The organism is Rhodococcus sp. NPDC079359 (assembly GCF_040702585.1).
GTDB lineage: Bacteria > Actinomycetota > Actinomycetes > Mycobacteriales > Mycobacteriaceae > Rhodococcoides.
Window position 1 is genome coordinate 55,515 of the sequence record NZ_JBFBLH010000002.1, and the last position, 23,689, is coordinate 79,203.

Here is a 23,689-nt window from a genome sequence, read left to right on the forward strand (position 1 = left end):
ACAACAAGGAGCGTGTCTCATGCCACACGGTGGCGATCTCGTCGCAGAAATTCTGCGCAAGCACGGAGTGACACAGGTGTTCGGACAGCCCGGCGGCCAGACGGCTGCGTTCTACCAGGGTCTGTCGAACAGGAAAGACATGTCCCATCTCGGCTGCCGTGACGAGCGTTCCGCGGCCTATGCCGCCGACGCCTATGCACGAGTGAGCGGTAAGCCGGGAATCGTGGACGTGACCGTCGGCCCCGGCACGACGAAGCTTCCCGACGGACTCATCGAGAGCATGAACGCCTCGGTGCCCATCGTTGCCATCGTCGGCGAACTCCCACGGTCCTGGGTTCCGCTGCGCGACGGTGGAGTCGGTTCCCAGGGATTCGATCAGATGCCGTTCCTGCAGACCATGACCAAACAGTCCTGGCTGGCACCGGACCTGGAGACGGTCCCCGATCTGGTGCGAGCGGCGTTTCGCACTGCCACCACCGGCAAGCCCGGCCCGACGGCCGTGGTGATTCCCCACGATGTGCTGGACGAGGAGTGGGAAGAAACAGATCTCCAGGTAGAGGAAAGATTCAACTCCGCACCTGCGTACCGAAGCAGGCCCTCCGACGACGAACTGCGCACCGCCGCAGCGCTGATCGCGAAGGCCGAGCGTCCGTACATCATTGCCGGTGGCGGCGTTCTGGGTTCGGGAGCAACCGCGGAGCTCGCCGAGTTCGCCACTCGCGTCGGTGCCGCAGTGGGCACCAGCTTCACCGGCAAGGGCTCGGTCACCGAGACCGAAAGCTACTCGGTGGGCGTACTGAACCCTCTCGGATCACAGGCCGCGCGTGAGCTGGCCGGCGAGGCCGATCTCATCATCTGGTTGGGATCCAAAGTGGGACAGAACACGTCGCTGAACTGGGCCCTGCCCCGTCCGGAGCAGATGACCATCCAGGTCGACGTCGACGGCAGTCAGCTCGGCCGAACCTTCGGGCCTTCGTCCGGACTGCTGGGCGATGTCAAGGCCACCCTCGAAGCGCTCGTCCCGCTGGTGGAACCCAAGTCGGTTCCGGAGTGGCAGAAGCGAATTGCGGAGTCGAAGATCGCCGCATGGGCATCGACCGAACCACTGAGACTGAGTGAGGCGAGCCCGGTCATGCCGCCGAGGGCCATGACCGAACTGGCCAAGCATCTGCGGCCCCACGACATCGTCGTCTCCGACGCCAGCTTCAGCGCCGGCTGGATATCGAACTACCTGAAGAACCCGGTGCCGGGACGCAACTTCCTGTTCGCACGCGGACAGGGCGGGCTCGGTTACTCGACCCCGGCGTCGATGGGTGCCGCGAAAGCCCGCCCCGAGGCGCGCATCGTCACCGTCTCGGGCGACGGCGGATTCAGTTACTCGGTAGGCGAATTGGCCACCCAGGCCGCCCACGGGATGAACATCGTGCACGTCGTCCTCAACAACGGAACCTGGGGATGGCTCCGCATGTGGGAGCACCTGCACTACGAGGGCCTGCGCTACTCCGTGGACCTGGAGAGCGAGAAGGCCAGCACCTCGTACGCCGCGGCGGCGGCAGGTCTGGGAATGCAGGGAATTCTGGTCACCTCGGCCGACGAGCTGGCCAACGCATTCGACAAGGCCTTCAGCACCGAAGGACCCACCGTCGTCGAGATCAGAATCGATCCCGACGCGACGCCGATCGACAGCTACACCCGCCGGTTGGCGTCGGGCAAATTCTATCCACGCCCGGGAACGGTCTACCAGGCTCGCCCGTGGCAGCAGTCTGCGGGCCGAAAGTAACTGCACAGCAACAGGTCCACAGACCGAGCGGAACGACGAGAAGGACAGACATGAGTAACACCACACGACTGGATCTCGACGAGGTGGCCGCGCACGAGTACGACCTCGTCGTGATCGGTGCGGGCATCAACGGGGCGGCGATCGCCCGCGAGGCCGCACTGCAGGGCACCCGAACCCTCCTGATCGACAAGGGAGATTTCGGGGGCGGCACGTCCAGTTGGTCGAGCAGGTTGATGCACGGCGGACTTCGCTACCTCGAATTCATGGAGTTCGCATTGGTGCACGAGTCACTGCGCGACCGGGAAGCACTGTTCGACATTGCTTCTCATCTGGTCAAGCCGTTGCCGTTCGTCGTTCCGCTCTACGGCCACAACCACAAACCGGGTTGGATGATGCGGGTGGGCATGGCGATGTACGACGCCTTGTCCTGGAACAAGTCGGTGCCTCGACACCGCAGATTGAACAAGAAAGCCATGGCCGTCGAACTCGGCGGTCTGGACACCTCGTCACTCGCGGGCGGTCTGCACTACTACGACGGCCAGGTCGAGTTCGCAGAGCGATTGGTCGTCGAGAATGTGCTCGACGCGGCGCGGCACGGCGCGACGGTGCGTAACCACACCCAGGCAATTGCGTTGACCACACAGGGATCCACGGTCACCGGAGTCGAGCTCCTCGACGTCACGACCGGACGATCGGCCACGGTTCGGGCCACGGTCGTCGTCAACGCAGCCGGGCCGTGGGTCGATGACGTGCTGGTCGGCTCCGCACCCTCGATGCCTCGATTGATCGGTGGTACCAAGGGAACTCACGCCGTCGTCGGACCGTTCCCCGGCGCTCCGACATGCGCGGTGTATTACGAGGCCCGGTCGGACAACCGCGCCGTGCTCGTCATTCCGTGGCGCGGGCACTTCCTCATCGGAACCACCGACGACCGCTTCGACGGCGACCTGGACACCGTGGCGGCAACGCAGGACGAGATCGACTACATCCTGGCCGAGACCAACGAGCTGATCCCCGGTGCCGGATTGACGCGCGAGTCGGTGGTGATGACGTACGCGGGTGTTCGGCCCCTCCCCTTCCAAGCCGATGGGGACACTCGGGCCATCTCCCGCAGCCACGACATCGTCGATCACGACGAGCTGGAGGGGCTGATCTCGGTCGTCGGCGGCAAGCTGACGCCGCACCTATCGCTGGCCGAGGAGACGCTGACGATGGTCTACCGGAAGATGAAGCGCCCGAAGCCGACGTTCTGTGCACGCAGCACACCACTACCCGGTGCAGGCCCCGATCCTGCTCGCGGATTACGAGCGGCTGCAGACGATCTGGGTCTATCCGAACATCTCGTCGACCGATTGGTGGCCGTGTACGGCAGCCGCGTGGACGAACTGCTCGAGTTGACGCGCACCGAACCGACACTGGCAGAGGTGGTCGGACACGGTCGCGGCGCGTTCCTGGCCGCCGAAGTGATGCTGGCAATCCGAGAGGAATACGCGGTCACCCTGGCCGACATCCTGCATCGGCGCATCATGATCGGCATCGAACCCGGCGCGCAGGACGGTGCCGCCGAGGCCGTGGGGCGAATCCTCGAACAGCACGCGGGATGGTCCACCGACCACGTCGCGCGGGATCTTCGAGAAAACCAGGAGTACGTCAAACGCTTGACCTCCTGCACGCGCCACACCGTTGCGTCGGAACTCGAAGCCCAGGCGTCGTACTCGACGACCAGCAGCTGACCGACCCTCCCCCGGGGCCCCACCCCCACCCCGTTCGCGTCAATGGACCACTGCATACGTCTGAGGCGTGCAAGGGTCCATTGACGCGGGGTGGGGCCGGGCGGGGGTCGGGCGGGGGTGGGGGCAGCGAACGGCTTGCTAGGCCACGCGAGAGTTGCTGCGCGGCAGCCATTCGTACACGCCGGCCTCGGCTCCGTGGTGCAGGGAGAGGTCGATGGCGTCGAGGATTGCCTGTCGCGGTCCCGGGCGTCCGAGTTGCTTGGCACTGATGGCCAGGCGCACCACTCCGTCACGTCGGGCGGTGCGGCCTGCGCCGAGTACCAGTGCCTTGAACCACCAGGGTTCGGCTTTGAAGCCCTCGCCGATTCCCCATACTCTGGCACGTACCACGCCGTCCCGGTCGAGGTCGTGAATACCGTTCAGCGCGGCCAACATTCGGAAGCCGGCGTCGGGGAGGGCTTCGACGGCTCCGGGTGAGGCGATCCACCGCGGAGCGGCGAAGATTCGGGTGCGCAGGCCCGTCTGTTCCATGACGCGGTCGGCGGCCATCAGACGCAGTCGTGCTTCGTGACGCGGCAGCGAGGAGAACTCGGATCGTCGACGCTTCGTCGCGGCCTGGTCGTAGCCGTGCAGCACGACCGCGTCACCGCCGTCGCGTCGCGCCCGCAACCATTCCTGGGTGGGCACGTCGGCTGCGAGGCGGTATTTGTCCTTCAACCGAGGTGCGACGAGCAGCGACAGCGGAACGCCGCGACCGTCGAGGATCCGCGCGAACTCGGCGGCGTGCTCGTAGGTGTCGTTCTTGATTCCGCTCACCGACACGATCAGGCGTCCAGACATGACTCGAGCCTCGCACACCAGCGTGAACGAGGCTCGACGTCGATGCAGACAGAAGCTAAACGGCCATCGTGTCCTTCGGCAGGATCTTGTCGATCGCTGCGAGCACCTCGGGTGCGTCCGGCTCGGTGCGCGGACGGAAACGATCGGTCACGACGCCGTCGGGCGAGATCAGGAACTTCTCGAAGTTCCACTGGACGTCTCCGGCCTTGCCGTCGGCGTCTTCGATCTTGGTCAGTTCGGCGTACAACGGGTGCTGGTTGTCACCGTTGACGTCGACCTTCTCGGTCATCGCGAATGTGATGCCGTACGTGGTGGAGCAAAAGGTCTCGATCTCTTCTGCGGTGCCGGGTTCCTGGCCACCGAACTGATTGCAGGGCACTCCGACGACCGACAGGCCTCGCGCCGAGTATTCGTTGGCGAGCTTCTCGAGCTTTTCGTACTGCGGGGTCAGTCCGCACTTGGAGGCGACATTGACCACGAGGACGGCTCTTCCGGCGTACTCGTCGAGCGTGGTGGGCGCACCACCCAGCGTGTTGATGCCGATGTTCTGAACTTCAGTCATCATCCGAACTTACCTGTGAGTACCGACAGAATGGAACCGACGTACGAAAAACAAGAACGACCCCGCTGGTGGCGGGGTCGTTCTTGGTTCTTCCGAACCGGGCGACGGGGGGATGCGCGGCGCCCGGCAGGTATCACGCCTTGGCGGCGTGCTTTTCGATGATGACCTGCTTGTCGGCAGGTCGCTCGTCCTCGGGGAGGTGGTCGTCGACCATGGTCTCCTCGTCGAACGGCAGGCCGCCGTCGAGAACGGTGTTGACCCGATCCTTGTCGATCGTCTTGGTCCAGGTGCCGACCAGCAGGGTGGCGACGGCGTTACCCGAGAAGTTCGTCAGCGCGCGGGCCTCGGACATGAAGCGGTCGATTCCGACGATGAGGCCGACTCCGTCGAGCAGTTCGGGGCGGTGGCTCTGCAGGCCGCCGGCCAGGGTGGCCAGGCCGGCTCCGGAGACTCCGGCCGCACCCTTCGAGGCGATGATCATGAACAGCAGCAGCGAGAACTGCTCGCCGATGGAGAGCGGCATGTTCATGGCGTCGGCGATGAAGATCGAGGCCATCGTCAGGTAGATCGCCGTGCCGTCGAGGTTGAACGAGTATCCGGTGGGGACGACGATGCCGACGGTGGTGCGCTCGACTCCGACGTGCTCCATCTTGGCGATCAGACGCGGCAGTGCCGACTCGGAGGAGCTGGTGGCGACGATGAGCAGGTACTCACGGGCCAGGTACTTGACCAGCTTGAAGATCGAGAAGCCGGAGACGAAGCGCAGGATCAGGCCGAGGAAGAAGAAGACGAAGATGAAGCACGTGATGTAGAAGGCCAGCATCAAGGTGCCGAGCTGGATGACCGCGTCGAAACCGGTCTTGCCGACGACACCGGCGATGGCACCGAAAGCACCGATCGGGGCGAGCCACAGGATCATGGTCAGGATGCGGAAAACGAGCTTCTGCGCTGCGCCGATGCCCTTGAGAATACCTTCACCCTGCTTGCCCATGGCCTGCAGCGCGAAGCCGACGAGGATGGCCACGAAGAGCGTCTGCAGTACGGATCCGGCGGTGAGCGACGACAGCAGGCTCTCCGGGATGATGCCGGCGATGAAGTCCATGGTGCCACCGGCACCCTCTGCGGTTTCGGCGTACTCATCGCCGCCGCCAGGCACGATGTTGAGCCCCTCACCGGGCTGGATCAGGTTTCCTACGACCATGCCGATACCGAGTGCAATGGTCGACATCGTGATGAAGTACGCCAGGGCGAGGCCACCGACGCGGCCGACACTGGCTGCGGCTCGGACCGATCCGATACCGAGGACGATGGTGCAGAAGATGACCGGGCTGATCATCATCTTGATCAGGCTGACGAAGAGCGTGCCGAGGACCGCGAGCTCGACGGCGAAGTCCTTTGCCGTCAATCCGACGATCACACCGGCAATCACCGCGATGATCACGGCAATGTAGAGCCAGTGAGTCTTGTCGCGCTTCTTCTTGGGCTCGGCTGGCGGATTGTCGAACCGCTCGGCATCGATGGTTGTCATGAGTCTTCCTTCTGGTTCAAATGAAGCGCGAGTCGAACTGCGGACTTCGTGACTACTGGGAGTGGAGTGAGGTGCATCACCCCTGCTGAGAGATGATGTTGCTCGACGCCGTGACAGGAGTCACCTATACGTTCATTTCGTTCACACCGACTGTTCTTGCGCGAAAGGAATCCGTTGTCCGCCAAACGTCCGCTGAGCGTCGCCGGCCAGGTGTTGGTGTTGCAGCTCGTCGTCATCGGGGTCGTCGTCTTCGCCGGCGGCATCCTGACGGTGCTCAACGAACGGTCCAACAGCGACGACGCGACCCGACGCGAAGTCACGGCGATCGCGGTCAGTATCGCCAACGAACCGTCGACGCCCATTGCGATCGAATCCGACGACCCGACGTCACGTCTGCAGCCGGAAACGGAGAAGATCCGTCAGGTCACCGGCGTCGACTTCATCGTCGTGATGGCCCCGGATCGCACGCGGTTCACGCACACCACCGTCGACCTGATCGGTAAACCGTTCAGCGGCAACATCGATCGCGCGCTACAAGGTGAGACGTTCACCGAGACCTATGTGGGATCTCTCGGGCCGTCGATCCGTTCGGTCACCCCGGTCACAGATACAGAAGGCGACATCGTCGGCCTCGTTTCCGCCGGCGTCACTCGCCAGAAGATCAGTGATCAGTTCTTCCAGGGCCTCCCGCTGATCATCGGGGTCGTGCTCGCTGCGTTCGTCGTCGCCGCAGCGGGATCGACGCTGCTCAGCCGCCGGCTTCGGCGTCAGACACTGGGAATGGCACCGGCGGAACTGCGCACGATGTACGAGCATCACGATGCCGTCCTGCACTCGATCGGTGAAGGCTTGTTGGTGTTCGGCCGCAGCGACGAGGCGGAGTTGGTCAACGACGAGGCCCGACGCCTGCTCGATCTGCCGGAGGGCCCGGTCTCGCTCGCGTCGTTGCCGGAGTCGATGCAGCAGATGGACACCGGCATCGTGCGCGGTGAGTTGCATCTGACGAAGGATCGGGTGCTCGTCGTCAATCAGGATCCGGTGATGTGGGAGGGCCGACGCCTGGGCAATGTGCTGACGATTCGCGATCAGACCGAATTGCGTTCTTTGATGGGTGAATTGGACTCGGTGCGCAGTTTTGCGGAGTCGCTGCGTTCGCAGGCGCACGAGTCGGCGAACAGGCTGCACACCGTCATCACCATGGTCGAGCTCGGCCGGCCGCAGGAGGCCGTCGAGTTCGCCACCGCCGATCTCGAACTCTCGCAGACGCTGATCGACCGCCTGATGAACTCCGTCGGCGAGCCTGCACTCGCGGCGCTGCTGCTGGGCAAGGTCAGTCAAGCTGCCGAGCAGGGTGTGGAGCTCACCATCACCGACGACACGGCGATGGAGGACGAAGGAGTGCTGACGGCCCGCGAATTGGTCACGCTGGTAGGCAATCTGATAGACAATGCCATCGATGCCTCGAAAGAATCCGATCAGCCGTGGGTCGAAGTGACCGTCCGTGACGCCGACGCCGAACTCGTCGTACGCGTTGCCGACAGTGGTCCCGGAATGCCGCCCGAGACGCTGAAAGCTGCTCTGCGGCGCGGCTACTCGACCAAGTCCGGTTCACGCGGTCTGGGGCTGGCGCTGGTGGCCCAGGTGATCAACCGCCATCGGGGCACTCTGACGTCGGAAGTGACGTACGGATCTGTCATGGTTGCCACCATCCCGGGCTCGACGTCGTGATCCGGGTGCTGATCGTCGACGACGAACCCTTGATCGCCGAGGCCCACAAGACGTACGTCGAGCGCACCCCGGGCTTCGAGGTGGCCGGGGTGGTGCACACCGGCGCTTCGGCCATGCGATTCGCCAGTACCGAGGCCGTCGATCTGGTGTTGCTCGACATCGGGCTGCCCGATGCGAGCGGTATCGACGTAGCGGCCGCACTCGGTGGTCTGCGGCCGAGTCCCGACGTCATCGCCATCACCTCCGAGCGGGATCTCTCGGTGGTGCGTTCGGCGGTGGCACACGGCATCGTGCTGTATCTGCTCAAACCGTTCACGTTCGCCGCGTTCCGCGACAAGCTCGAGCGCTACCGCGAATTCCATGCTGCGTTGCCGGCCGGGGAGAACGCGTCGAGTCAACGCGACATCGACCGCGCCATGGCACATCTACGAACAGCCGACGAACGCGTCTCGACACCCAAAGGCATTGCCCCACAAACCATGGACGGCATCACCGCCAGCGTCAGAGAAGCCGCTGACGGACTCAACGCATCCGAGGCCGCCAAGGTCGTCGGAGTTTCCCGCGTGACCGCGTGGCGGTACCTCGAGCGCCTCGCCGACGACGGCCTGGTCACCCGGCACACCGAATACGGCAGAGCCGGGCGACCGCAGGTCCGCTACGTGTGGCGTTAGAGCGGCTGGCGCCGCATGTGAGCGGAAACTCGTAGCAGGCTACGAGTTTCTATGCACGTGCGCCGGAGGCGCTCACGATCCACGCGTACTCGAAGGCCGCTTCTTTCCATTTCTCGTATCGACCGCTGACTCCGCCGTGTCCGGCGCTCATTTCGGTCTTGAGCAGCAGGTCGGAGTCACCCGTCTTAGTGGCACGAAGGGCCGCAACCCATTTCGCGGGCTCGACGTACAGAACGCGGGTGTCGTTGATGGACGTGATCGCCAGGATCGACGGGTAGTCCTTGGCCTCGACGTTCTCGTAGGGGCTGTACGACTTCATGTAGTCGTACACCTCCTTGCTGGCCAACGGGTTTCCCCATTCGTCCCATTCGATGACCGTCAGCGGCAACGACGGATCCAGGATGGAGGTGAGCGGATCGACGAACGGCACGTTGGCGAGAATGCCGTTGAACAGCTCCGGCGCGAGGTTGGCCACCGCACCCATCAGCAATCCGCCCGCGCTGCCGCCGTCGGCGACGAGATGCTTCGGCGAGGTGCGTCCGGTGTCGATGAGATGCTGTGCGGCAGCGATGAAGTCGGTGAAGGTGTTCTTCTTCTTCAGCGTCTTGCCGTTGTCGTACCAGTGCCGACCCATCTCGCCGCCGCCGCGTACGTGGGCGACGACGAAGACGATCCCGCGGTCGAGCAGCGAGAGCCGCGCCACCGAGAACGACGGGTCCATCGAGGCCTCGTACGATCCGTAGCCGTAGAGCAGCGTCGGCGCGGGGCCTTCGGGCACGTCCTTGCGTGCGATGACCGACAGCGGAATCTGCGTGCCGTCCGGCGCGGTGGCCCATTCGCGATGCTGAACGTAGTCACCGGCGTCGAACTTGCCCAGAACCGGCTGCGATTTGCGGAGCAGCAGTTCACCACTGGCGATGTCGAGGTCGTAGACCTGGCCGGGGGTGATGAACGAGGTGTAGACCATTCGCAGCAGCGGCTGATCCCATTCCGGGTTGGAGCCGGCTCCGACGGAGTAGAGCTCCTCGTCGAATTCGAGCTCGCGGTACTCGCCGTATCCCTGATCGGTCAGCGGCCAGATCGCCATGCGGGTCAAGGCTTCTCGCCGGTACGTGAAGATCAGATGGCCGGCGAAGGCGTCGATGTCCTCGACGCGGACGTCGTCGCGATGCGGAACGAGGATGCGCTGATCGAGTGGGTCCGAGACCGGAGCTTCGGCGAGCAGGAAGTTCTCGGCCTTCTCCCCTTCGGTGCCCCAACCGTTGACCGAACCGTTGTGGGTGATGAGGAATCGATCCTCACCGGCCACGACGGCGTGTTCGATGCTGTATTCGACGCCGTCCGTGCGGGGCAGTACGACGCGGAACTCGCCCTCGGGATCGGTGGACTCCAGCACGAGGCATTCGGAGGTGATCTTCGAGCCGACCCAGATCATCAGGTACTTCTCGCTGCGGGTGGAACCGAAGCCCACCCAGTAGCTTTCGTCGGGTTCGTGGAAGACCTTGACGTCCCCGGACTTGCCGAGCGTGTGCCGCCAGACGGTGTCGGGACGCCAGGATTCGTCGACCGTCAGGTAGAATACGTGCGTGGCGTCGGCAGTCCAGGTGGCCCCGGGCGCGACGTTCTCGATGGTGTCGGCGAGCAGCTCGCCGGTCTCCAGGTTCTTGAAGCGCAGCGTGTAGCGCTCGTCGCCCTCGGTGTCGGTCGAGTACGCCAGCAGCGTGCCGTCGAGGCTGATCGAGAACGCGCCGAGGGAGAAGAAGTCATGACCCTCCGCTTCGACATTCGCGTCGAGCAGAACCTGCTCACCGGGAACGTCCACGTCGGACGACAGCGTGGGCGGGGTCCAGTCGTCGGGAGAGTCGACGGGGCAACGGCATTGGAGACCGTACGACTTCCCCTCGACAGTGCGTGAGTAGTACCACCACTGCCCCATACGCGTCGGCACGGACAGGTCGGTTTCCTGGGTCCGCGACTTGATCTCGTCGAAGATCTTGCCCCGCAACGATTCCAGGCCGGCGGTCTGCTGCTCGGTGTAGGCGTTCTCGGCTTCGAGGTAGGCGATCACCTCGGGATCTTCCTTGGCGCGCAACCATTCGTAGTTGTCGATGAAGGTGTCGCCGTGATGGGTGCGCTCGAGTGGCACCTTCTTGGCAATGGGTGGGGTGATCGTCATGGCGTGACCCAATCGTCGAAGTTCAGGCCCGAGATGCGCTCGTAGGCCTCGATGTAGCGGCTGCGGGTTGCGGCGACGATGTCGTCCGGCAACGGTGGCGGTGGAGTGTCGGAGTTGCGATCCCAACCGGACTCGCCGGTCAACCAGTCTCGGACGAACTGCTTGTCGAAACTGGGCTGAACACGACCTTCCTCGTACGAATCGGCCGGCCAGTAGCGCGAGGAATCGGGCGTGAGTACCTCGTCGGCGAGGACGAGGTTGCCGTCGGCGTCGGTACCGAACTCGAACTTCGTGTCCGCGAGAATGATTCCGCGTTCCAGAGCGAAGTTGGCTGCCCGCGTGTAGATCTCGATGGTGTCTTCACGCAACTTGAACGCAAGTTCGGCACCGACCTGCTCGACGGCCTGGTCGAAGGTGATGTTCTCGTCGTGGTCGCCCAGTTCCGCTTTGGACGCGGGGGTGAAGATCGCCTCGCTGAGCTTGCTGGATTCCACGAGCCCCGGCGGAAGTTCGACGCCGCACACCTTTCCCGTCGCGTTGTAATCCGCCAGCCCGGAACCGGTGAGGTACCCGCGCGCGACGCATTCGATCGGAACCATGTTCAGCTTCTTCACCACCAGGGCGCGGCCGACCAATTCGGCGGGGATGCGTTCGTCGAGCGGATCGCCTGCCAGATGGTTGACGCCGCCGAGCTCCTCGAAGAAGAACACGCTCATCGCCGTCAACACGCGTCCCTTGTCCGGGATCGGGGTGTCGAGGATGTGGTCGTAGGCCGAGATTCGGTCGCTCGCGACGAGCAATAGATGCGCGTCGTCGATCGTGTACAGATCGCGGACCTTGCCGCCGGCCAGATGCTCGTAGCTACTCAGTGATGGTCGCACGGTGTTCAACACTATCTGGGCCGGTGGCGGCGGGGGTGTCGGCAGGCATCAGACTGGTAGCCGTGGCAACGAACAACACGACATCGGAAGTCGGATTCCGCTCCGAACGCGGGCCGATACTGATTGCGTTGATGCTCAGCACGTCGCTGGTAGCCCTGGACGCGACCATCATCGCCACGGCGGTGCTGTCCATCGTCGACGACCTGGGCGGCTTCACGCAGTTTCCGTGGCTGTTCTCCATCTATCTTCTGGCACAGGCAGTATCGGTGCCGCTGTACGGAAAACTGGCCGACCTGTTCGGCCGCAAGAAGATCATGCTGTTCGGCATCGCGGTGTTTCTGCTCGGCTCGATACTCTGCGGCCTGGCCTGGAGCATGCCCGCCCTGATCGCCTTCCGAGCAGTTCAGGGTCTCGGCGCGGGCGCCGTGCAGCCCATGGGCATCACCATCGCCGGCGATATCTACACCCTGGCCGAGCGCGCCAAGGTGCAGGGCTACCTGGCCAGCGTATGGGCCATGTCCTCGGTGCTCGGGCCCGCGCTCGGCGGAATTTTCTCCGAATATCTGTCGTGGCGCTGGATCTTCTTCGTCAACATTCCGTTGTGCGCGCTGGCCGCGGGAATGCTGTGGCGCAAGTTCGACGAGGGAGCCGTGGAACGCACCAAGCCCAAGATCGACTACCTCGGTGCCGTGCTGCTGACGGTGGGCGCAGCCCTGGTGCTACTGGGACTGCTCGAGGGCGGCCAGTCCTGGGCATGGAACTCCCCCGTCAGCATCGCCATCTTCGCCGCCGGAGTCTCCTTGCTCACCGCTTTCGCAGTGGTTCAGACCAGAGTCGAGGAGCCGATCCTGCCGCTGTGGGTGTTCACCCGTCGTGTCCTGGTGGTCAGCAGTTTCATCTCGCTGCTCGTCGGTGCGTTGATCCTCGGCCTGACGTCCTACGTTCCGACGTTCGTGCAGGGCGTGCTCGGCACCGGCGCGATCGTCGCAGGCTTCGCACTGTCGACCCTCACTCTCGGCTGGCCCATCGCGGCATCCCTCTCCGGGCGGGTGTACCTCCGGTTCGGTTTCCGCACCACAGCGCTGATCGGTGCCTCCATCGCGGTCGTCGGAGCGGCATTCGCCACCGGCCTCGGTGCCGGTTCACAGGTGTGGCAGGTGGGTGCGGTGTGCTTCGTGATCGGCCTCGGTATGGGCCTGATCGCCAGCCCCACCCTCATCGCCGCCCAGTCGAGCGTCGAATGGTCCGAGCGCGGCGTCGCCACCTCGACCAACATGTTCGCCCGCTCCATCGGCAGCGCAGTCGGGGTCGCAATCTTCGGTGCCATCGTCAACTCACGCATCTCCGACGACCCGAGCCCCGAACAACTGTCCGACGCCATCCATCCGGTCTTTCTGGGTGTCCTGGCGGCGGCAGCGGTGATGGCCGTCGCGGCACTGTTCATGCCCAAACGTGCGAAGGAACCGACGCGATAGCCCTCAACTCACCTGACGCGGAAACCAGTGCACCGGAGACGTCACGGAAACCTCCACGGCGGTACCGGGGGCGAATCGGTCGGCGGTACGGGCGATAGCCCGAAGCCGCAGCCCGGTGTCGTAGTGCCGCAGAGTGACCGAGGATTCGGGGCCGGTGAAGAACTCGTGCTCGACGACGAATGCGCCGTCCTTGCGTTCCGAGACCACCAATTGCTCGGGCCTGAGCAACGCCTGCCCGTTTCCCGTTGCTCGGGTGGTGGACTCGAGACGGCCGAGGACGGTGTCGACGTAGCCACTCCGCGCTACGGCGTCGACGAAGTAGGCGTCGCCCACGAACCGCGCGACGGCGGGTGTGGCGGGCCGCTCGTACACCTCCCGCGGTGTGTCGATCTGGGCGCAGCGACCACCCAGCAGCACGGCCACCCGATCGGCTGTTCCGAGCGCCTCGGCCCGGTCGTGGGTGACGAGGATCGACGCGGTCTTGCTGGACTGCAACAACTCTCGTACGTCCTGTCGAATGGAGGTACGCAGCCCCGCGTCGAGGGCGGCGAACGGCTCGTCCATCAACACCACCGACGGAGCCGGTGCCAGCGCACGCGCCAACGCGATGCGCTGCTGCTGACCGCCCGAGAGTTCGCTGGGCTTCACCCCACCTGAATCTGGCAGTCCGACGAGCTCGAGCATCTCGTCGACGCGTCGTGCGCGCTCGTCGCGACCGGACAGGTAGGGTCGCAGAAAGCCTGCACGCAAACCGAATTCGATGTTCCTTCGTACCGTCAGGTGCGGAAACAGTCCACCTTCCTGTGGCATCAGGCCTATGCCCCGCTTCTCCGGTGGCACCTGAATCTGCCCCGCCACCGAGATGTCCCGTCCGTCGGAGGTGATCCGGCCCGCGTCGATGCGGTGCAGTCCCGCGATCGATCGCAACAGGGTCGTCTTGCCGCAGCCGGAAGGGCCGAGGACGGCAAGCATTTCGCCGTCGCCGAGGTCGAGATCGATACCGTGCAGCACCTCCGTACTGCCGTACGAGGCGACGAGACCGGAAATCACCATGCTCATGGCAGTGCTACTCGCTTCCGCGTCGTGCGTCCCAACGCTCGTGTCAGAACGACCGTCGGGACCACCGAGATCAGGATCAGGGCCAGGGCGTAGGGAGCCGCCTCGCCGTATCGGAACGCCTCGGTGGTGGACCACAGCGTGGTCGCGAGCGTGTCGACTCCCCGGGGGCGCAGCATCAACGTCGCAGGCAGTTCCTTGGCGACGGTCAGAAAGACCAGAGCGGCCCCGGCGGCGATGCCGGGCAAGGCGATCGGAATCGTCACGCGAAGATCGGTACGCAGCCGGCCCGCGCCGAGGGTTCGTGAAACATCTTCGAGAACAACGGGAGTGGCGTCGACGACTGCTCTTGTGCTGCCGACGGCCAACGGCAGGAACAGCACCACGTACGCCAGTACCAGCAGAACGGCCGTCTGGTAGAACGACGGCAGGAACCGGATTCCGAGAAAGACCGTGGCGAGTCCGACGGTGATTCCCGGTAGTCCGTGCGCGATGTAGGTGGACAACTCGGCACCGCGAGCGGCCCTCGACGTGGATCGGGCCGCGAACAGCGCGACCGGCAACGCGAGTACGGCCACCACCACGGCGGCGGTGGCGGAGTACTGGACGGTCTTGGCTGTCACGGCCAGCACGTCCACCCAGTCGACGGTGAAGCGCAGCGATCGACTCAACCACCGCGCCAGGGCCAGAATCGGTACCAGCACCGAAACACCCAGGGCAGCAACGACTACGGCCAGAGCGGGCACGCGCCACCGGCCCAGAACGACAGGCTCGGCCATCCGGTCGGTTCCCGATCCCACCCTCGCCGTGGCACCGCGTCGGGCACGCCGTTCGAGGAGGGTGAGCATTAACGCGCCCACCACGAGCACCAACCCGAGCACGGCGGCTGCGGTGCGATCGAGTCCCCCGCGGTAGGCACTGTAGATACCGAGTGTGAACGCGTCGTATCGCATCAGAGCCACCGCCCCGAAGTCACTGATGGTGTACAGCGCGACCAGCAGTGCGCCCGCTGCCGCGGCCGGAACGACGCGACGGCACTCGACGGTCAGCGCCGTGCGCACTGCGCCTCGACCGAGGGTTCGCGAGACCTCGGCCAACGAGGGGTCCGCGGTGGCGAACGCCGCGGACACCGGCAGCATCACCAGCGGGAAGCAGGACAACGTGAGCACGAGTGCTGCACCGGAAAAGCCCGCCAGCGAGGGGAATTCGGCGATCCACAGGTACCCCGAGACGTAGGACGGGATGGCGAGTGGAGCTGCGAGGACCATGGCGAAGAAGCGTCGTCCCGGTAGATCGGTACGGACGGTCAGCCATGCCAGCAGCGTCCCGACCACGACCGACGCGAGGAGCACGGTGATCGTCAGTGTTGCCGTACGGATGGCGAGGTCGAGTGTGCGCTGCCGCAGGAGCAGTCGCAGCACCTTCTCGGTTCCGCCGTCGAACGCTCGAACGAACAGGTACAGCAGGGGTGTCAGCGTCAGCGCTCCCACGCACAACGCGGTCGTCCCGAGAACGGGACGACCGCCGAAGTGGCGCCGCCGAAGCGGCTGAAGTGCAGACGCGAGCACCCGACTAGATGATTCCGACGTCGGTGAGAAGGGTCTGCGTGGCCTCGAGCGACGAGAGCTGACCGAGATCGAGATCGGTCGAGCCCAGCTCGGACAGCGGCGGCAGGTCGTAGTCCGAGGTGACTCCGTCGATGACGGGGTATTCGGCGGTCTCGTTCGCGAAGTACGTCTGCGATTCGGTCGAGAGCAACTCGCGCACGAAATCGAATGCCGCTTCCTGGTTGTCCGAGGCAGCCAGCACACCGGCACCGGCGACGTTGATCAGCGCACCGGGGTCACCGGGCTCGAAGTAGTGCAGCTCGACCGGGGCGTCGTCGCCGTTCTCTTCCTTGAAGGGGTACCAGTAGTAATGGTTGAGCAGGCCGGTGGCCACCTGTCCGTCGTTGACGGCGGTCAGCAGCGGGCCGTTGCCCTCGAAGGCGACGGGCTCGTTGGCGACGAAGCCTTCGAGCCAGGTGCGAGCACCGTCCTCGCCGCGCTGCACGCGCAGGGCGGTGACGAACGCCTGGAACGACGCGTTGGTCGGTGCGTAGCCGATCTGTCCGCGCCAGCGCGGGTCGAGCAGTCCGTCGATACCGGTGGGCAGGTCTGCGGCCTGCACCGAATCGGAGTTGTAGGCCAGCACGCGGGCTCGCGCCGAGGTGGCGACCCAGGTGCCGTCGGCACCGCGGTACTGCTCGGGAACGAGGGAGAGGATGTCCTCGGGCAGCGGCGCGAGAGCACCGGCCTCGTCGAGGGCACCGAGTGCGCCTGCGTCCTGACCGTAGAAGACGTCGGCCGGGGTGGCGTCGCCTTCCTCGAGGATCTTGGCTGCCTGGGCGTTGGTGTTACCCGAGTAGTCGACCTCGATACCGCCACCGATGCGCTCGATCAGTGGGTCGACGAGCTCTTCACCGCGGCCGGAGTACACCACGAGTGAGGACTCTGCGGTGGCGGACTCGGAGGTGGACGTGCCTTCGTCGGAGGAGCCTTCCGAGCTGCATGCGACGAGACCGAGGGCGAGGGTTGCGCTGAACGAGAGCAGCGCCAGACGGCGAACGGTGAACACGGTTCTCCTGACGAAAACGGGTCATTCGGACAATTCGATGAAAGTACACCACAAAGGTGAGGCTCAGCTACTTTCCCTCCGGGATTGAACGGCCACAGGCCCGGGCACTCCCACTCCATGACCTCTCGCGTACTCGTCACCGGCGCCAGCATTGCCGGCCCCACCGTGGCGTTCTGGCTGGACCGAGCCGGCTTCGAGGTCACCGTCCTCGAACGCTCACCGCACCTGCGACTGGGCGGCCAGAACATCGACGTCCGCGGCTCCGGCCGCGAGGTGCTGCGGCGCATGGGTCTGGACGCGACCCTCGTCGCGAACGGCACCACCGAGAAGGGCACCCGATTCGTCGACGACGCCGACGCCACCATCGCGGCATTCCCGGCCGGCGACGGATCCCACGACGGCCCGACGGCGGAGTTGGAAATTCTGCGCGGCGAGTTCGCGCGGATTCTGGTCGAATCCGCCGGCCCACGGACCGAGTATCGCTACGGCGATCGCGTCGTCGGGGTGACTCAGGATGCTGCCGGCGTCGATGTCACTTTCGCAACGGGCACAACGGACAGGTTCGACCTCGTTCTCTTCGCCGATGGAATACGTTCCAGCAGCAGAGAACTGGTGTTCGCCGGCGAGGCCGAGACCACCCCGGTCGGCCTGTACACCGCCTACGGCGTACTGCCGAAGGGACCGAGCGACGACGGCTGGTGGCGCTGGTACAACGCCCCCGGATCCCGAGTGGCCAATCTACGACCGGACAACCTCGGCACGACGCGATTCAGCCTGTCCTGGGTGTCCGAAGACAGCGGCTACGAGGGCGCGTCCACCGAACGCGTGATCACCGCTCTGCGTTCGACGTTCGCCGGCGTCGGTTGGGAAGTGCCCCGAATCCTGGACTCACTGGGACCGGACTCGGAGCTGTACGTCGACTATCTGGCGCAGGTGAAGGCCCCGCGCTGGTCCGAAGGCAGAATCGGCATGCTCGGCGATGCCGCTTGGTGCGCAACGCCGTTGAGCGGCATGGGCACCACGTTGTCGGTCACCGGCGCGTACGTTCTCGCCGGCGAGCTCGCGCGGGCGAGTGATCATCGCGCCGGGTTCGAGGCCTTCGAGACGCGTATGCGTCCGTTCGTCGATCAGGCGCAGAAGCTACCGCCCGGCGTGCCTCGCGTCGCTCATCCGAAGACGTCGGTGGGAGTCGCCGCATTCCGCACCGTACTGCGGCTGGCCGGATCGAAGCCGGTACAGGCCGTGAGCAGCAAGTTCCTCGGTCCCGACGCGGCGACACTCGAGCTGCCGGACTACGAAATCGACAACGCAGATTAGAGCCCCACCCGCTCGAGCAGCGCATCGAATGCCTCGCTGGCTTCCTGCTCGGAGCGGCCGGACTCGATGACGCCGTTGTACACCGCGAGCGCCTCCTCCTGGTACTGCTTGTATTTCTCGAGCCACTTCTCGGAGTCGGCGCGCCAGTACCCGATGATGTCGAAGTACGCGATGTCGTAGCCCAAGTCCTTGCGGAAGTACTTGCGCACCCGACGCGAGGACGACGCCTCGCCGGCGAACCACACATAGCCGCGTCCGTCGGGCAGCGGGTACGCCAACGCCGCGTCGTCGAGAACGCTTGCGCTGTCGCCGTTTCCGGATCCGATGCGCCAGTCGAACGTGACGTCGGCCTGGGTTTCGAAGGATTGGATGTCGCCGCGTTCGAGAACCTCGACGATCGCGTGCGCACGCATTCCGGCGGGCAACTGCTCTACGAGTCGGCCGAGTGCGGGCAGCCCGGTCATGTCCGCGACCAGCAGCAGCCATTCGACGTCGGCGGGCGGTGAATACCAGGATCGCGGCCGGGTGAACAGCACCGTCTGCCCCGGGACGGCCTGCTGCGCCCAGGTGGATGCGACACCACCCTCGTGGGCGAAGAAGTCGATGGTCAGCTCACCGCGCTCCTGATCGAGACGGCGGATGGTGTAGTTGCGCCCTTCGGGAGCGTCGTCGAGACCGTGGAACCACCAGAACCCGTCGACCTCGGTCATCGGCGGCGGGATCGCCTCGCCTGCCCTGGGGAAATAGACTCCGACGCATTCGTCGGGCACACCGAGCGTGCGGTAGCCGGCAACGTGCTCGCCGCCGAACGTCACGCGCACCATGTGCACCGTGAGACGTTCCACTGCAACGACGTCGGCGTAGTAGTAACCACGCGGTTGTTCGTTCATCTTCGCCCTCGATACATATCTCGACGTGGCTCTCGAGAGAACCCGCAGGCCGACTCGGCAGCCATTCCTCCTCGATTCTAAACTAAGCCTTGCCTAGCCTGCGACCGCCCGCCTTGGGAATCACCAACGGTGTGTGCGATTCCGGGTCGTCGATGATGCGGCACGGCAGCCCGAAGACCGCCTCCACCAGCTCGGCGGTGACGACGTCGGCGGGCGCACCCTCGGTGACCACTGCGCCGTCCTTCATCGCGATGATGTGGTCGGCGTACCGGCAGGCGTGATTGAGGTCGTGCAGCACTGCGACCAGAGTGCGACCGTTCTCGCGGTTCAGAGTGGCCAACAGGTCGAGAAGCTCGATCTGGTGGGCGATGTCGAGGAAGGTCGTCGGCTCGTCCAACAGCAGCAGCGGCGTCTGCTGCGCGAGAACCATTGCCACCCAGACGCGTTGCTGCTGACCGCCGGACAGTTCGTCCACCGGACGAGCGGACAGTGACGTCACTCCGGTCGAATTCATGGCCTCGATCACCGCGGCCTCGTCTGCGGTCGACCACTGCCGGATCAGCTTCTGATGCGGATAGCGGCCCCGCGCAACCAGATCGGCCACCGAAATACCGTCGGGTGCGATGGAGGTCTGCGGAAGCAGGCCGAGGCGTCGGGCAACTTCTTTCGCCGGATACGACGAAATCGCCTTCCCGTCCAGCAGAACGGTTCCCCGAGAGGGCTTCAGCAGCCGCGAGAGTGCTCGCAGCAGAGTCGATTTGCCGCAGGCGTTCGGTCCGACGATGACGGTGAACTTGCCGTCGGGAATCTCGACGGTCAGGTTCTCGCTGACCACGCTCTTGTCGTATCCGACCGTGATGTCGTCGGCGTGCAACCGAGGCTTCGTCACTGCTTCCTGCCTTCCCGCGCCAGCAACCACACGAAGTATGCGCCGCCGACCGATACGGTCACCACACCCACCGGGAGCTGCGTGGGAGCGAAGACGCGCTGTGCAACAACGTCGCTGACGACCAGCAGCAGCGCTCCCATGCACGCGGCGGGCACCATCGCCACTGACGAGGTGCCGGTGAGGCGGCGAGCCAACTGCGGAGCGGCGAGCGCGATGAACGAGATGGGCCCCGCGGCCGCGGTGACCATCGCGATCAGCGCAACTCCGAGGAACACCAGCATCAGACGGGTCGGCTCGGCGCGCACACCGAGCGCCCTCGCCGCATCGTCCCCCATCTCCAACATCGGCAGCCGACGCGAGAGCACCGCCAGGCACGACGCGATGACGATCGACACTGCCAGTACCGGTCCCACCTGCGACCAACCCAGCCCGTTGAGGGTGCCCGCACCCCAGACTGCGGCCGCGATCGCGTCGTCGAGGTCGGCCCTGATCACGAGCCAGGTGTTGACCGAGGCCAGGACGGCGCTGACGGCGATCCCGACGATGATCAGCCGAAAGCCCTGCACCCCGCGCCGGTACGCGAGCAGGTAGACCACCGCCGCCGTCGCGAGTCCGCCGACGAGCGCGCCCGCTCCGGTCCGGTAGTAGCCACCACCGAGAGCGAGGATGACGACGAGCGCGCCGGTGTAGGAACCGGTGGCGAATCCGATGATGTCCGGGCTGCCCAACGGATTTCGCGTCAAGGATTGAAAGACCGCGCCCGATACACCGAGGGCGGCTCCGAACAGGAAGGCCAGCGCCACTCGGGGAAACCGCCACTCCATCACCACGATCTCGGTGAGGCGTGGCGCGTCGCCGAACACCGCGGCGATCACCTCGTTCGGCGGAATGTAGAAGTCGCCGGTACCGACCGCGACGACGGAGACCACCACCGTCACGAGCAGCAAGGCCGCGCAGACGCCGACCGTTCGAATGTCGATGCGGCCGTCCACTCGATCCCGCACTCGCACGATCCACAGCGTTCGGCCGAAATCGATGTCGCCGCCGCGTTGTTCACGGGTCACAGCCCGCTCGCCTTCTTCCGGCGAACCAGCAGGATCAGCACCGGTGCGCCGACGAACGCGGTCACGATGCCGACCTGCAATTCCCCCGGCCTGAGCACGACGCGTCCGACCACATCCGAGAGCAACAGCAAACCCGGTGCCGCGACCACCGTGTAGACCAGAATCCATCGTTGGTCCGGTCCGACGAACCACCGCACCATGTGCGGAATCATCAGTCCGACGAATCCGATGGGCCCGGCCGCGGCCGTCGCAGCGCCGGCGAGCAGGGTCACTGCGACGACGCCGATGACTCGCGTACGAATCACGTTCGCCCCCAACGACTGGGCCAGATCGTCGCCGAGCGCGATCGCATTGAGAGGACGAGCGATCAGGGCGGACAGAAACACTCCGAGCGCGATGAACGGAGCGATTTCGGACGCGATGTCCATACCTCGACCGGCCAACGACCCGGCTCCCCAGAACCTCATCCTGTCGAACGCATCGGGATCGAGCAGCAGCATGCCCGAGGTGATGCCGCCCAGTACAGCTCCGAGCGCAATTCCGGACAGCGTCAACCGAATCGGAGTGGCTCCCGCTCGCCCCATCGCCCCCAGCGCGTACACCGCGATCGTGGCGACCACCGCGCCGGCGAACGCGAACCAGATGTAGGACCCGATGCCGGTGACACCGAGCACGCCGACGGCGATCGCAACGAAGAACGCCGCCCCGGCGTTGACGCCGAGAATTCCCGGGTCGGCCAGCGGATTTCGCGTCATCGCCTGAATCAGCGCACCGGCCACCCCGAGGGCGATTCCCACGAGCAACCCCAGAACGGTACGCGGAAGCCGCAGTTCACGAACGATCACCGATTCGGTGGATCCGTCGGCGAAGAACAGACCGTGCCACACCTCGCCGATCGGGATGTACTCGGTTCCCACCGAGATGCTCACCAGGCACAGCGCCGCCAGCACTCCGGTGACGAAGAACAACCCCGCGGCCCGACGGGCATCGGTGCGAGCGAGACCACCGACTTCGGCCGGAACGCCTCGCTGTTCCGGCTCGTCGCCCACGCTCGTCCTCACCCGATTCACACCACCGATCGCACCCTCGCGCCCACAGCGGACTTCACGATCTCACCGCTGCGGACAGCGATGTTGGACAGCAACGACGAGGTCAGGCCATGCGTGTGCTCGGTGCCGCCCTGCAGGTAGATCGAACCCGCACTCGGTTCACGCGTCACGAGTCGGTAGTCACGCGTCACGCGAGGCCCGCGGGAGTCGTATTCGACGTCGTCGAACAGCGGACCGAGGATCTCGGGTAGATCGAGGGACGTGAAGCCGGTGGCATAGACGACAGCGTCGCACAGTATGTCCTCGGCCAGCCCCGTCGGGCCGTGCTCGACCGAGACACGAACGCCCGACGGCTCCTCGGTGGCTCCGACCAACCGGGACGCTCCGTGCACGAACAACCGGCGCTTCCCGCTGACTCGTTCGGAGTACTCGCGTGCGTACAACTCCTCGATCAACGGCAGGTCGACAGCGGAGTAGTTGGTGCCGCGGTGATAGTGCAGCAGTTGCTCGCGCAGTGTGTGCGACGACGAATAGAAGTCGTCGACGGCCGTCGGATCGAAGATGCGATTGGCGTAGGGGCTGTCGTCGGCCGGGCTGTATCCGTACTTGCGCAACACCGCGTGCACCGACGCGTCGCTGTACGTCGAGTGCAGGTAGTCCACCACCTCGGCGGCACTCTGCCCGGCACCGACCACGACGAAGGTGCGCTGCGTCCTCGACGGCAACCGATCGAGCTCGCCGAGAAGATCGTGGTTGTGGAACTGTCGCGCCGACGCCGTGACCCCGTCGGGCAGGCTGGCGGTCAGTCCTCCGGCGAGCACGATGTTGCGTCCTCGCACGGTCCCGGTGCGCCGCCCCTCGGTGCGGACGCCGTAGCCGTCGCCGGTGTCGACGACGTCCAGCGCCCGGGTGCCGTAGTGCACGGTCGCGTCGACTTTGCCTGCGGCCCAAGCCAGGTAGTCGTGGAACTCGAGCCGGCTCGGGAAGAACGTCTGCAGATTGATGAAGTGATTGAGCCGACCCTGTTCCGACAGATACGCCAGGAAGCTGTACTCACTGCTGGCATTGCGTTGGGTCGCCAGGTCTTTGAGGAACGAGATCTGCATGGACGTCCCCGGCAACAGCATGCCGGGGTGCCAGGCGAACTCGTCCTTGGATTCGACGAAGCAGGCCGTCAATCGCTCTGCCGGCGAGCACATTCGATTGTGCTCCTCGATCGCGATGGCCAGGCCCAGATTCGAGGGCCCGAAGCCGACCCCGACGATGTCGTAGGCGCCGTCGGAAAGATCGTTGTGCGAGGTCATCGACGGCTCGCCCCCGTCATCCGATCCAGTGTTCCCCGAACCGGCTCGGCCGCCTCCGTGTCTTCGACAAGGTTCATCGTGTGCGCTCCTGAGGGTGATTCGGTCCGTGACCGGGTATCGCGCGCAATGT

The 23,689-nt window shown here is 65.2% G+C and carries 19 protein-coding genes; 6 read left to right on the top strand and 13 right to left on the bottom strand.

The genetic code is table 11. The features are described from left to right. Positions 1-19 precede the first annotated feature (19 nt). The gene (locus tag AB0362_RS04925; RefSeq protein WP_094686797.1) at positions 20-1,780 is read left to right on the top strand and encodes a thiamine pyrophosphate-binding protein; all 1,761 of its coding nucleotides are present in this window, start codon (positions 20-22) and stop codon (positions 1,778-1,780) included. A gap of 50 nt (positions 1,781-1,830) precedes the next feature. Then, entirely contained in the window at positions 1,831-3,513 is a 1,683-nt protein-coding gene (locus AB0362_RS04930) for a glycerol-3-phosphate dehydrogenase/oxidase (protein ID WP_366235015.1), read from the top strand. 138 nt (positions 3,514-3,651) lie between these two features. Here the strand turns inward: AB0362_RS04930 and AB0362_RS04935 are convergent, their stop codons facing one another. The 3 genes from AB0362_RS04935 to AB0362_RS04945 form a co-directional block, all read right to left on the bottom strand. Then, a complete protein-coding gene (locus AB0362_RS04935) occupies positions 3,652-4,353 on the bottom strand; it encodes a DUF2334 domain-containing protein (RefSeq protein ID WP_366235016.1) in 702 nt (233 codons plus the stop codon). Positions 4,354-4,408: 55 nt separating this feature from the next. Further along, the gene (locus AB0362_RS04940) at positions 4,409-4,918 is read right to left on the bottom strand and encodes a glutathione peroxidase (protein ID WP_366235018.1); all 510 of its coding nucleotides are present in this window, start codon (positions 4,916-4,918) and stop codon (positions 4,409-4,411) included. Between the two features lie 130 nt (positions 4,919-5,048). Then, the gene (locus AB0362_RS04945) at positions 5,049-6,443 is read right to left on the bottom strand and encodes a cation:dicarboxylase symporter family transporter (protein ID WP_366235019.1); all 1,395 of its coding nucleotides are present in this window, start codon (positions 6,441-6,443) and stop codon (positions 5,049-5,051) included. 174 nt (positions 6,444-6,617) lie between these two features. Here AB0362_RS04945 and AB0362_RS04950 point away from each other — a divergent pair, with 174 nt between their 5' ends. Both AB0362_RS04950 and AB0362_RS04955 read left to right on the top strand, forming a co-directional pair. Further along, entirely contained in the window at positions 6,618-8,171 is a 1,554-nt protein-coding gene (locus AB0362_RS04950) for a sensor histidine kinase (RefSeq protein WP_366235020.1), read from the top strand. Beyond that, positions 8,168-8,842, top strand: a complete 675-nt coding sequence (locus tag AB0362_RS04955; RefSeq protein ID WP_068049855.1) for a response regulator — start codon at positions 8,168-8,170, stop codon at positions 8,840-8,842. Before AB0362_RS04950 ends, AB0362_RS04955 begins: the two co-directional genes overlap by 4 nt. Before the next feature lie 49 nt (positions 8,843-8,891). On the opposite strand, the gene AB0362_RS04960 is transcribed toward AB0362_RS04955, so the two are convergent. After that, positions 8,892-11,018 (bottom strand): S9 family peptidase, encoded by a 2,127-nt coding sequence (locus tag AB0362_RS04960; protein ID WP_366235022.1) that lies wholly within the window; start codon positions 11,016-11,018, stop codon positions 8,892-8,894. Continuing rightward, entirely contained in the window at positions 11,015-11,899 is an 885-nt protein-coding gene (locus AB0362_RS04965) for a phosphoribosylaminoimidazolesuccinocarboxamide synthase (RefSeq protein ID WP_317532526.1), read from the bottom strand. The genes AB0362_RS04960 and AB0362_RS04965 overlap by 4 nt, the downstream gene beginning before the upstream one ends. 62 nt (positions 11,900-11,961) lie before the next feature. On the opposite strand from AB0362_RS04965, the gene AB0362_RS04970 reads away from it, so the two are divergent. After that, positions 11,962-13,374, top strand: coding sequence for an MDR family MFS transporter (locus AB0362_RS04970; protein ID WP_317532525.1), 1,413 nt, complete (start codon positions 11,962-11,964; stop codon positions 13,372-13,374). Positions 13,375-13,377: 3 nt separating this feature from the next. On the opposite strand, the gene AB0362_RS04975 is transcribed toward AB0362_RS04970, so the two are convergent. From AB0362_RS04975 to AB0362_RS04985, 3 genes are read right to left on the bottom strand one after another with little or no spacing between them, the layout of a single operon-like run. Further along, entirely contained in the window at positions 13,378-14,433 is a 1,056-nt protein-coding gene (locus tag AB0362_RS04975; protein WP_366235023.1) for an ABC transporter ATP-binding protein, read from the bottom strand. Further along, the gene (locus AB0362_RS04980) at positions 14,430-15,998 is read right to left on the bottom strand and encodes an iron ABC transporter permease (protein ID WP_366235024.1); all 1,569 of its coding nucleotides are present in this window, start codon (positions 15,996-15,998) and stop codon (positions 14,430-14,432) included. The genes AB0362_RS04975 and AB0362_RS04980 overlap by 4 nt, the downstream gene beginning before the upstream one ends. Positions 15,999-16,002: 4 nt before the next feature. Next, on the bottom strand, positions 16,003-17,046 hold the full coding sequence (locus AB0362_RS04985; RefSeq protein ID WP_094686803.1) for an iron ABC transporter substrate-binding protein: 1,044 nt from the start codon (positions 17,044-17,046) through the stop codon (positions 16,003-16,005). 117 nt (positions 17,047-17,163) lie between these two features. Between AB0362_RS04985 and AB0362_RS04990 the strand changes: the two genes are divergently transcribed. Continuing rightward, positions 17,164-18,363, top strand: a complete 1,200-nt coding sequence (locus AB0362_RS04990; protein ID WP_366235026.1) for an FAD-dependent monooxygenase — start codon at positions 17,164-17,166, stop codon at positions 18,361-18,363. On the opposite strand, the gene AB0362_RS04995 is transcribed toward AB0362_RS04990, so the two are convergent. From AB0362_RS04995 to AB0362_RS05015, 5 genes are all read right to left on the bottom strand, one after another. Then, positions 18,360-19,253 carry a siderophore-interacting protein gene (locus AB0362_RS04995; protein WP_366235027.1) on the bottom strand — a complete coding sequence of 298 codons (894 nt, stop codon included), beginning with the start codon at positions 19,251-19,253 and terminating at the stop codon, positions 18,360-18,362. The genes AB0362_RS04990 and AB0362_RS04995 overlap by 4 nt on opposite strands. A gap of 82 nt (positions 19,254-19,335) precedes the next feature. Continuing rightward, entirely contained in the window at positions 19,336-20,142 is an 807-nt protein-coding gene (locus tag AB0362_RS05000) for an ABC transporter ATP-binding protein (protein WP_366235029.1), read from the bottom strand. Then, complete coding sequence (locus AB0362_RS05005) at positions 20,139-21,206, bottom strand: iron chelate uptake ABC transporter family permease subunit (protein ID WP_366235030.1); 1,068 nt, start codon at positions 21,204-21,206, stop codon at positions 20,139-20,141. Before AB0362_RS05005 ends, AB0362_RS05000 begins: the two co-directional genes overlap by 4 nt. Then, the gene (locus tag AB0362_RS05010; RefSeq protein ID WP_262498240.1) at positions 21,203-22,255 is read right to left on the bottom strand and encodes an iron chelate uptake ABC transporter family permease subunit; all 1,053 of its coding nucleotides are present in this window, start codon (positions 22,253-22,255) and stop codon (positions 21,203-21,205) included. The genes AB0362_RS05005 and AB0362_RS05010 overlap by 4 nt, the downstream gene beginning before the upstream one ends. 17 nt (positions 22,256-22,272) lie before the next feature. Then, on the bottom strand, positions 22,273-23,559 hold the full coding sequence (locus AB0362_RS05015; protein WP_366235032.1) for a SidA/IucD/PvdA family monooxygenase: 1,287 nt from the start codon (positions 23,557-23,559) through the stop codon (positions 22,273-22,275). Positions 23,560-23,689 lie beyond the last annotated feature (130 nt).

Excerpts from the sequence above, each read along its gene's own strand:
- AB0362_RS04930 (WP_366235015.1), top strand. The coding sequence starts at position 1,831 with ATGAGTAACACCACACGACTGGATCTCGACGAGGTGGCCGCGCACGAG.
- AB0362_RS05015 (WP_366235032.1), bottom strand. The coding sequence starts at position 23,559 with ATGACCTCGCACAACGATCTTTCCGACGGCGCCTACGACATCGTCGGG.
- AB0362_RS04935 (WP_366235016.1), bottom strand. The coding sequence starts at position 4,353 with ATGTCTGGACGCCTGATCGTGTCGGTGAGCGGAATCAAGAACGACACC.
- AB0362_RS04960 (WP_366235022.1), bottom strand. The coding sequence starts at position 11,018 with ATGACGATCACCCCACCCATTGCCAAGAAGGTGCCACTCGAGCGCACC.
- AB0362_RS04940 (WP_366235018.1), bottom strand. The coding sequence starts at position 4,918 with ATGATGACTGAAGTTCAGAACATCGGCATCAACACGCTGGGTGGTGCG.
- AB0362_RS04990 (WP_366235026.1), top strand. The coding sequence starts at position 17,164 with ATGACCTCTCGCGTACTCGTCACCGGCGCCAGCATTGCCGGCCCCACC.
- AB0362_RS04995 (WP_366235027.1), bottom strand. The coding sequence starts at position 19,253 with ATGAACGAACAACCGCGTGGTTACTACTACGCCGACGTCGTTGCAGTG.
- AB0362_RS04925 (WP_094686797.1), top strand. The coding sequence starts at position 20 with ATGCCACACGGTGGCGATCTCGTCGCAGAAATTCTGCGCAAGCACGGA.
- AB0362_RS04975 (WP_366235023.1), bottom strand. The coding sequence starts at position 14,433 with ATGAGCATGGTGATTTCCGGTCTCGTCGCCTCGTACGGCAGTACGGAG.
- AB0362_RS04945 (WP_366235019.1), bottom strand. The coding sequence starts at position 6,443 with ATGACAACCATCGATGCCGAGCGGTTCGACAATCCGCCAGCCGAGCCC.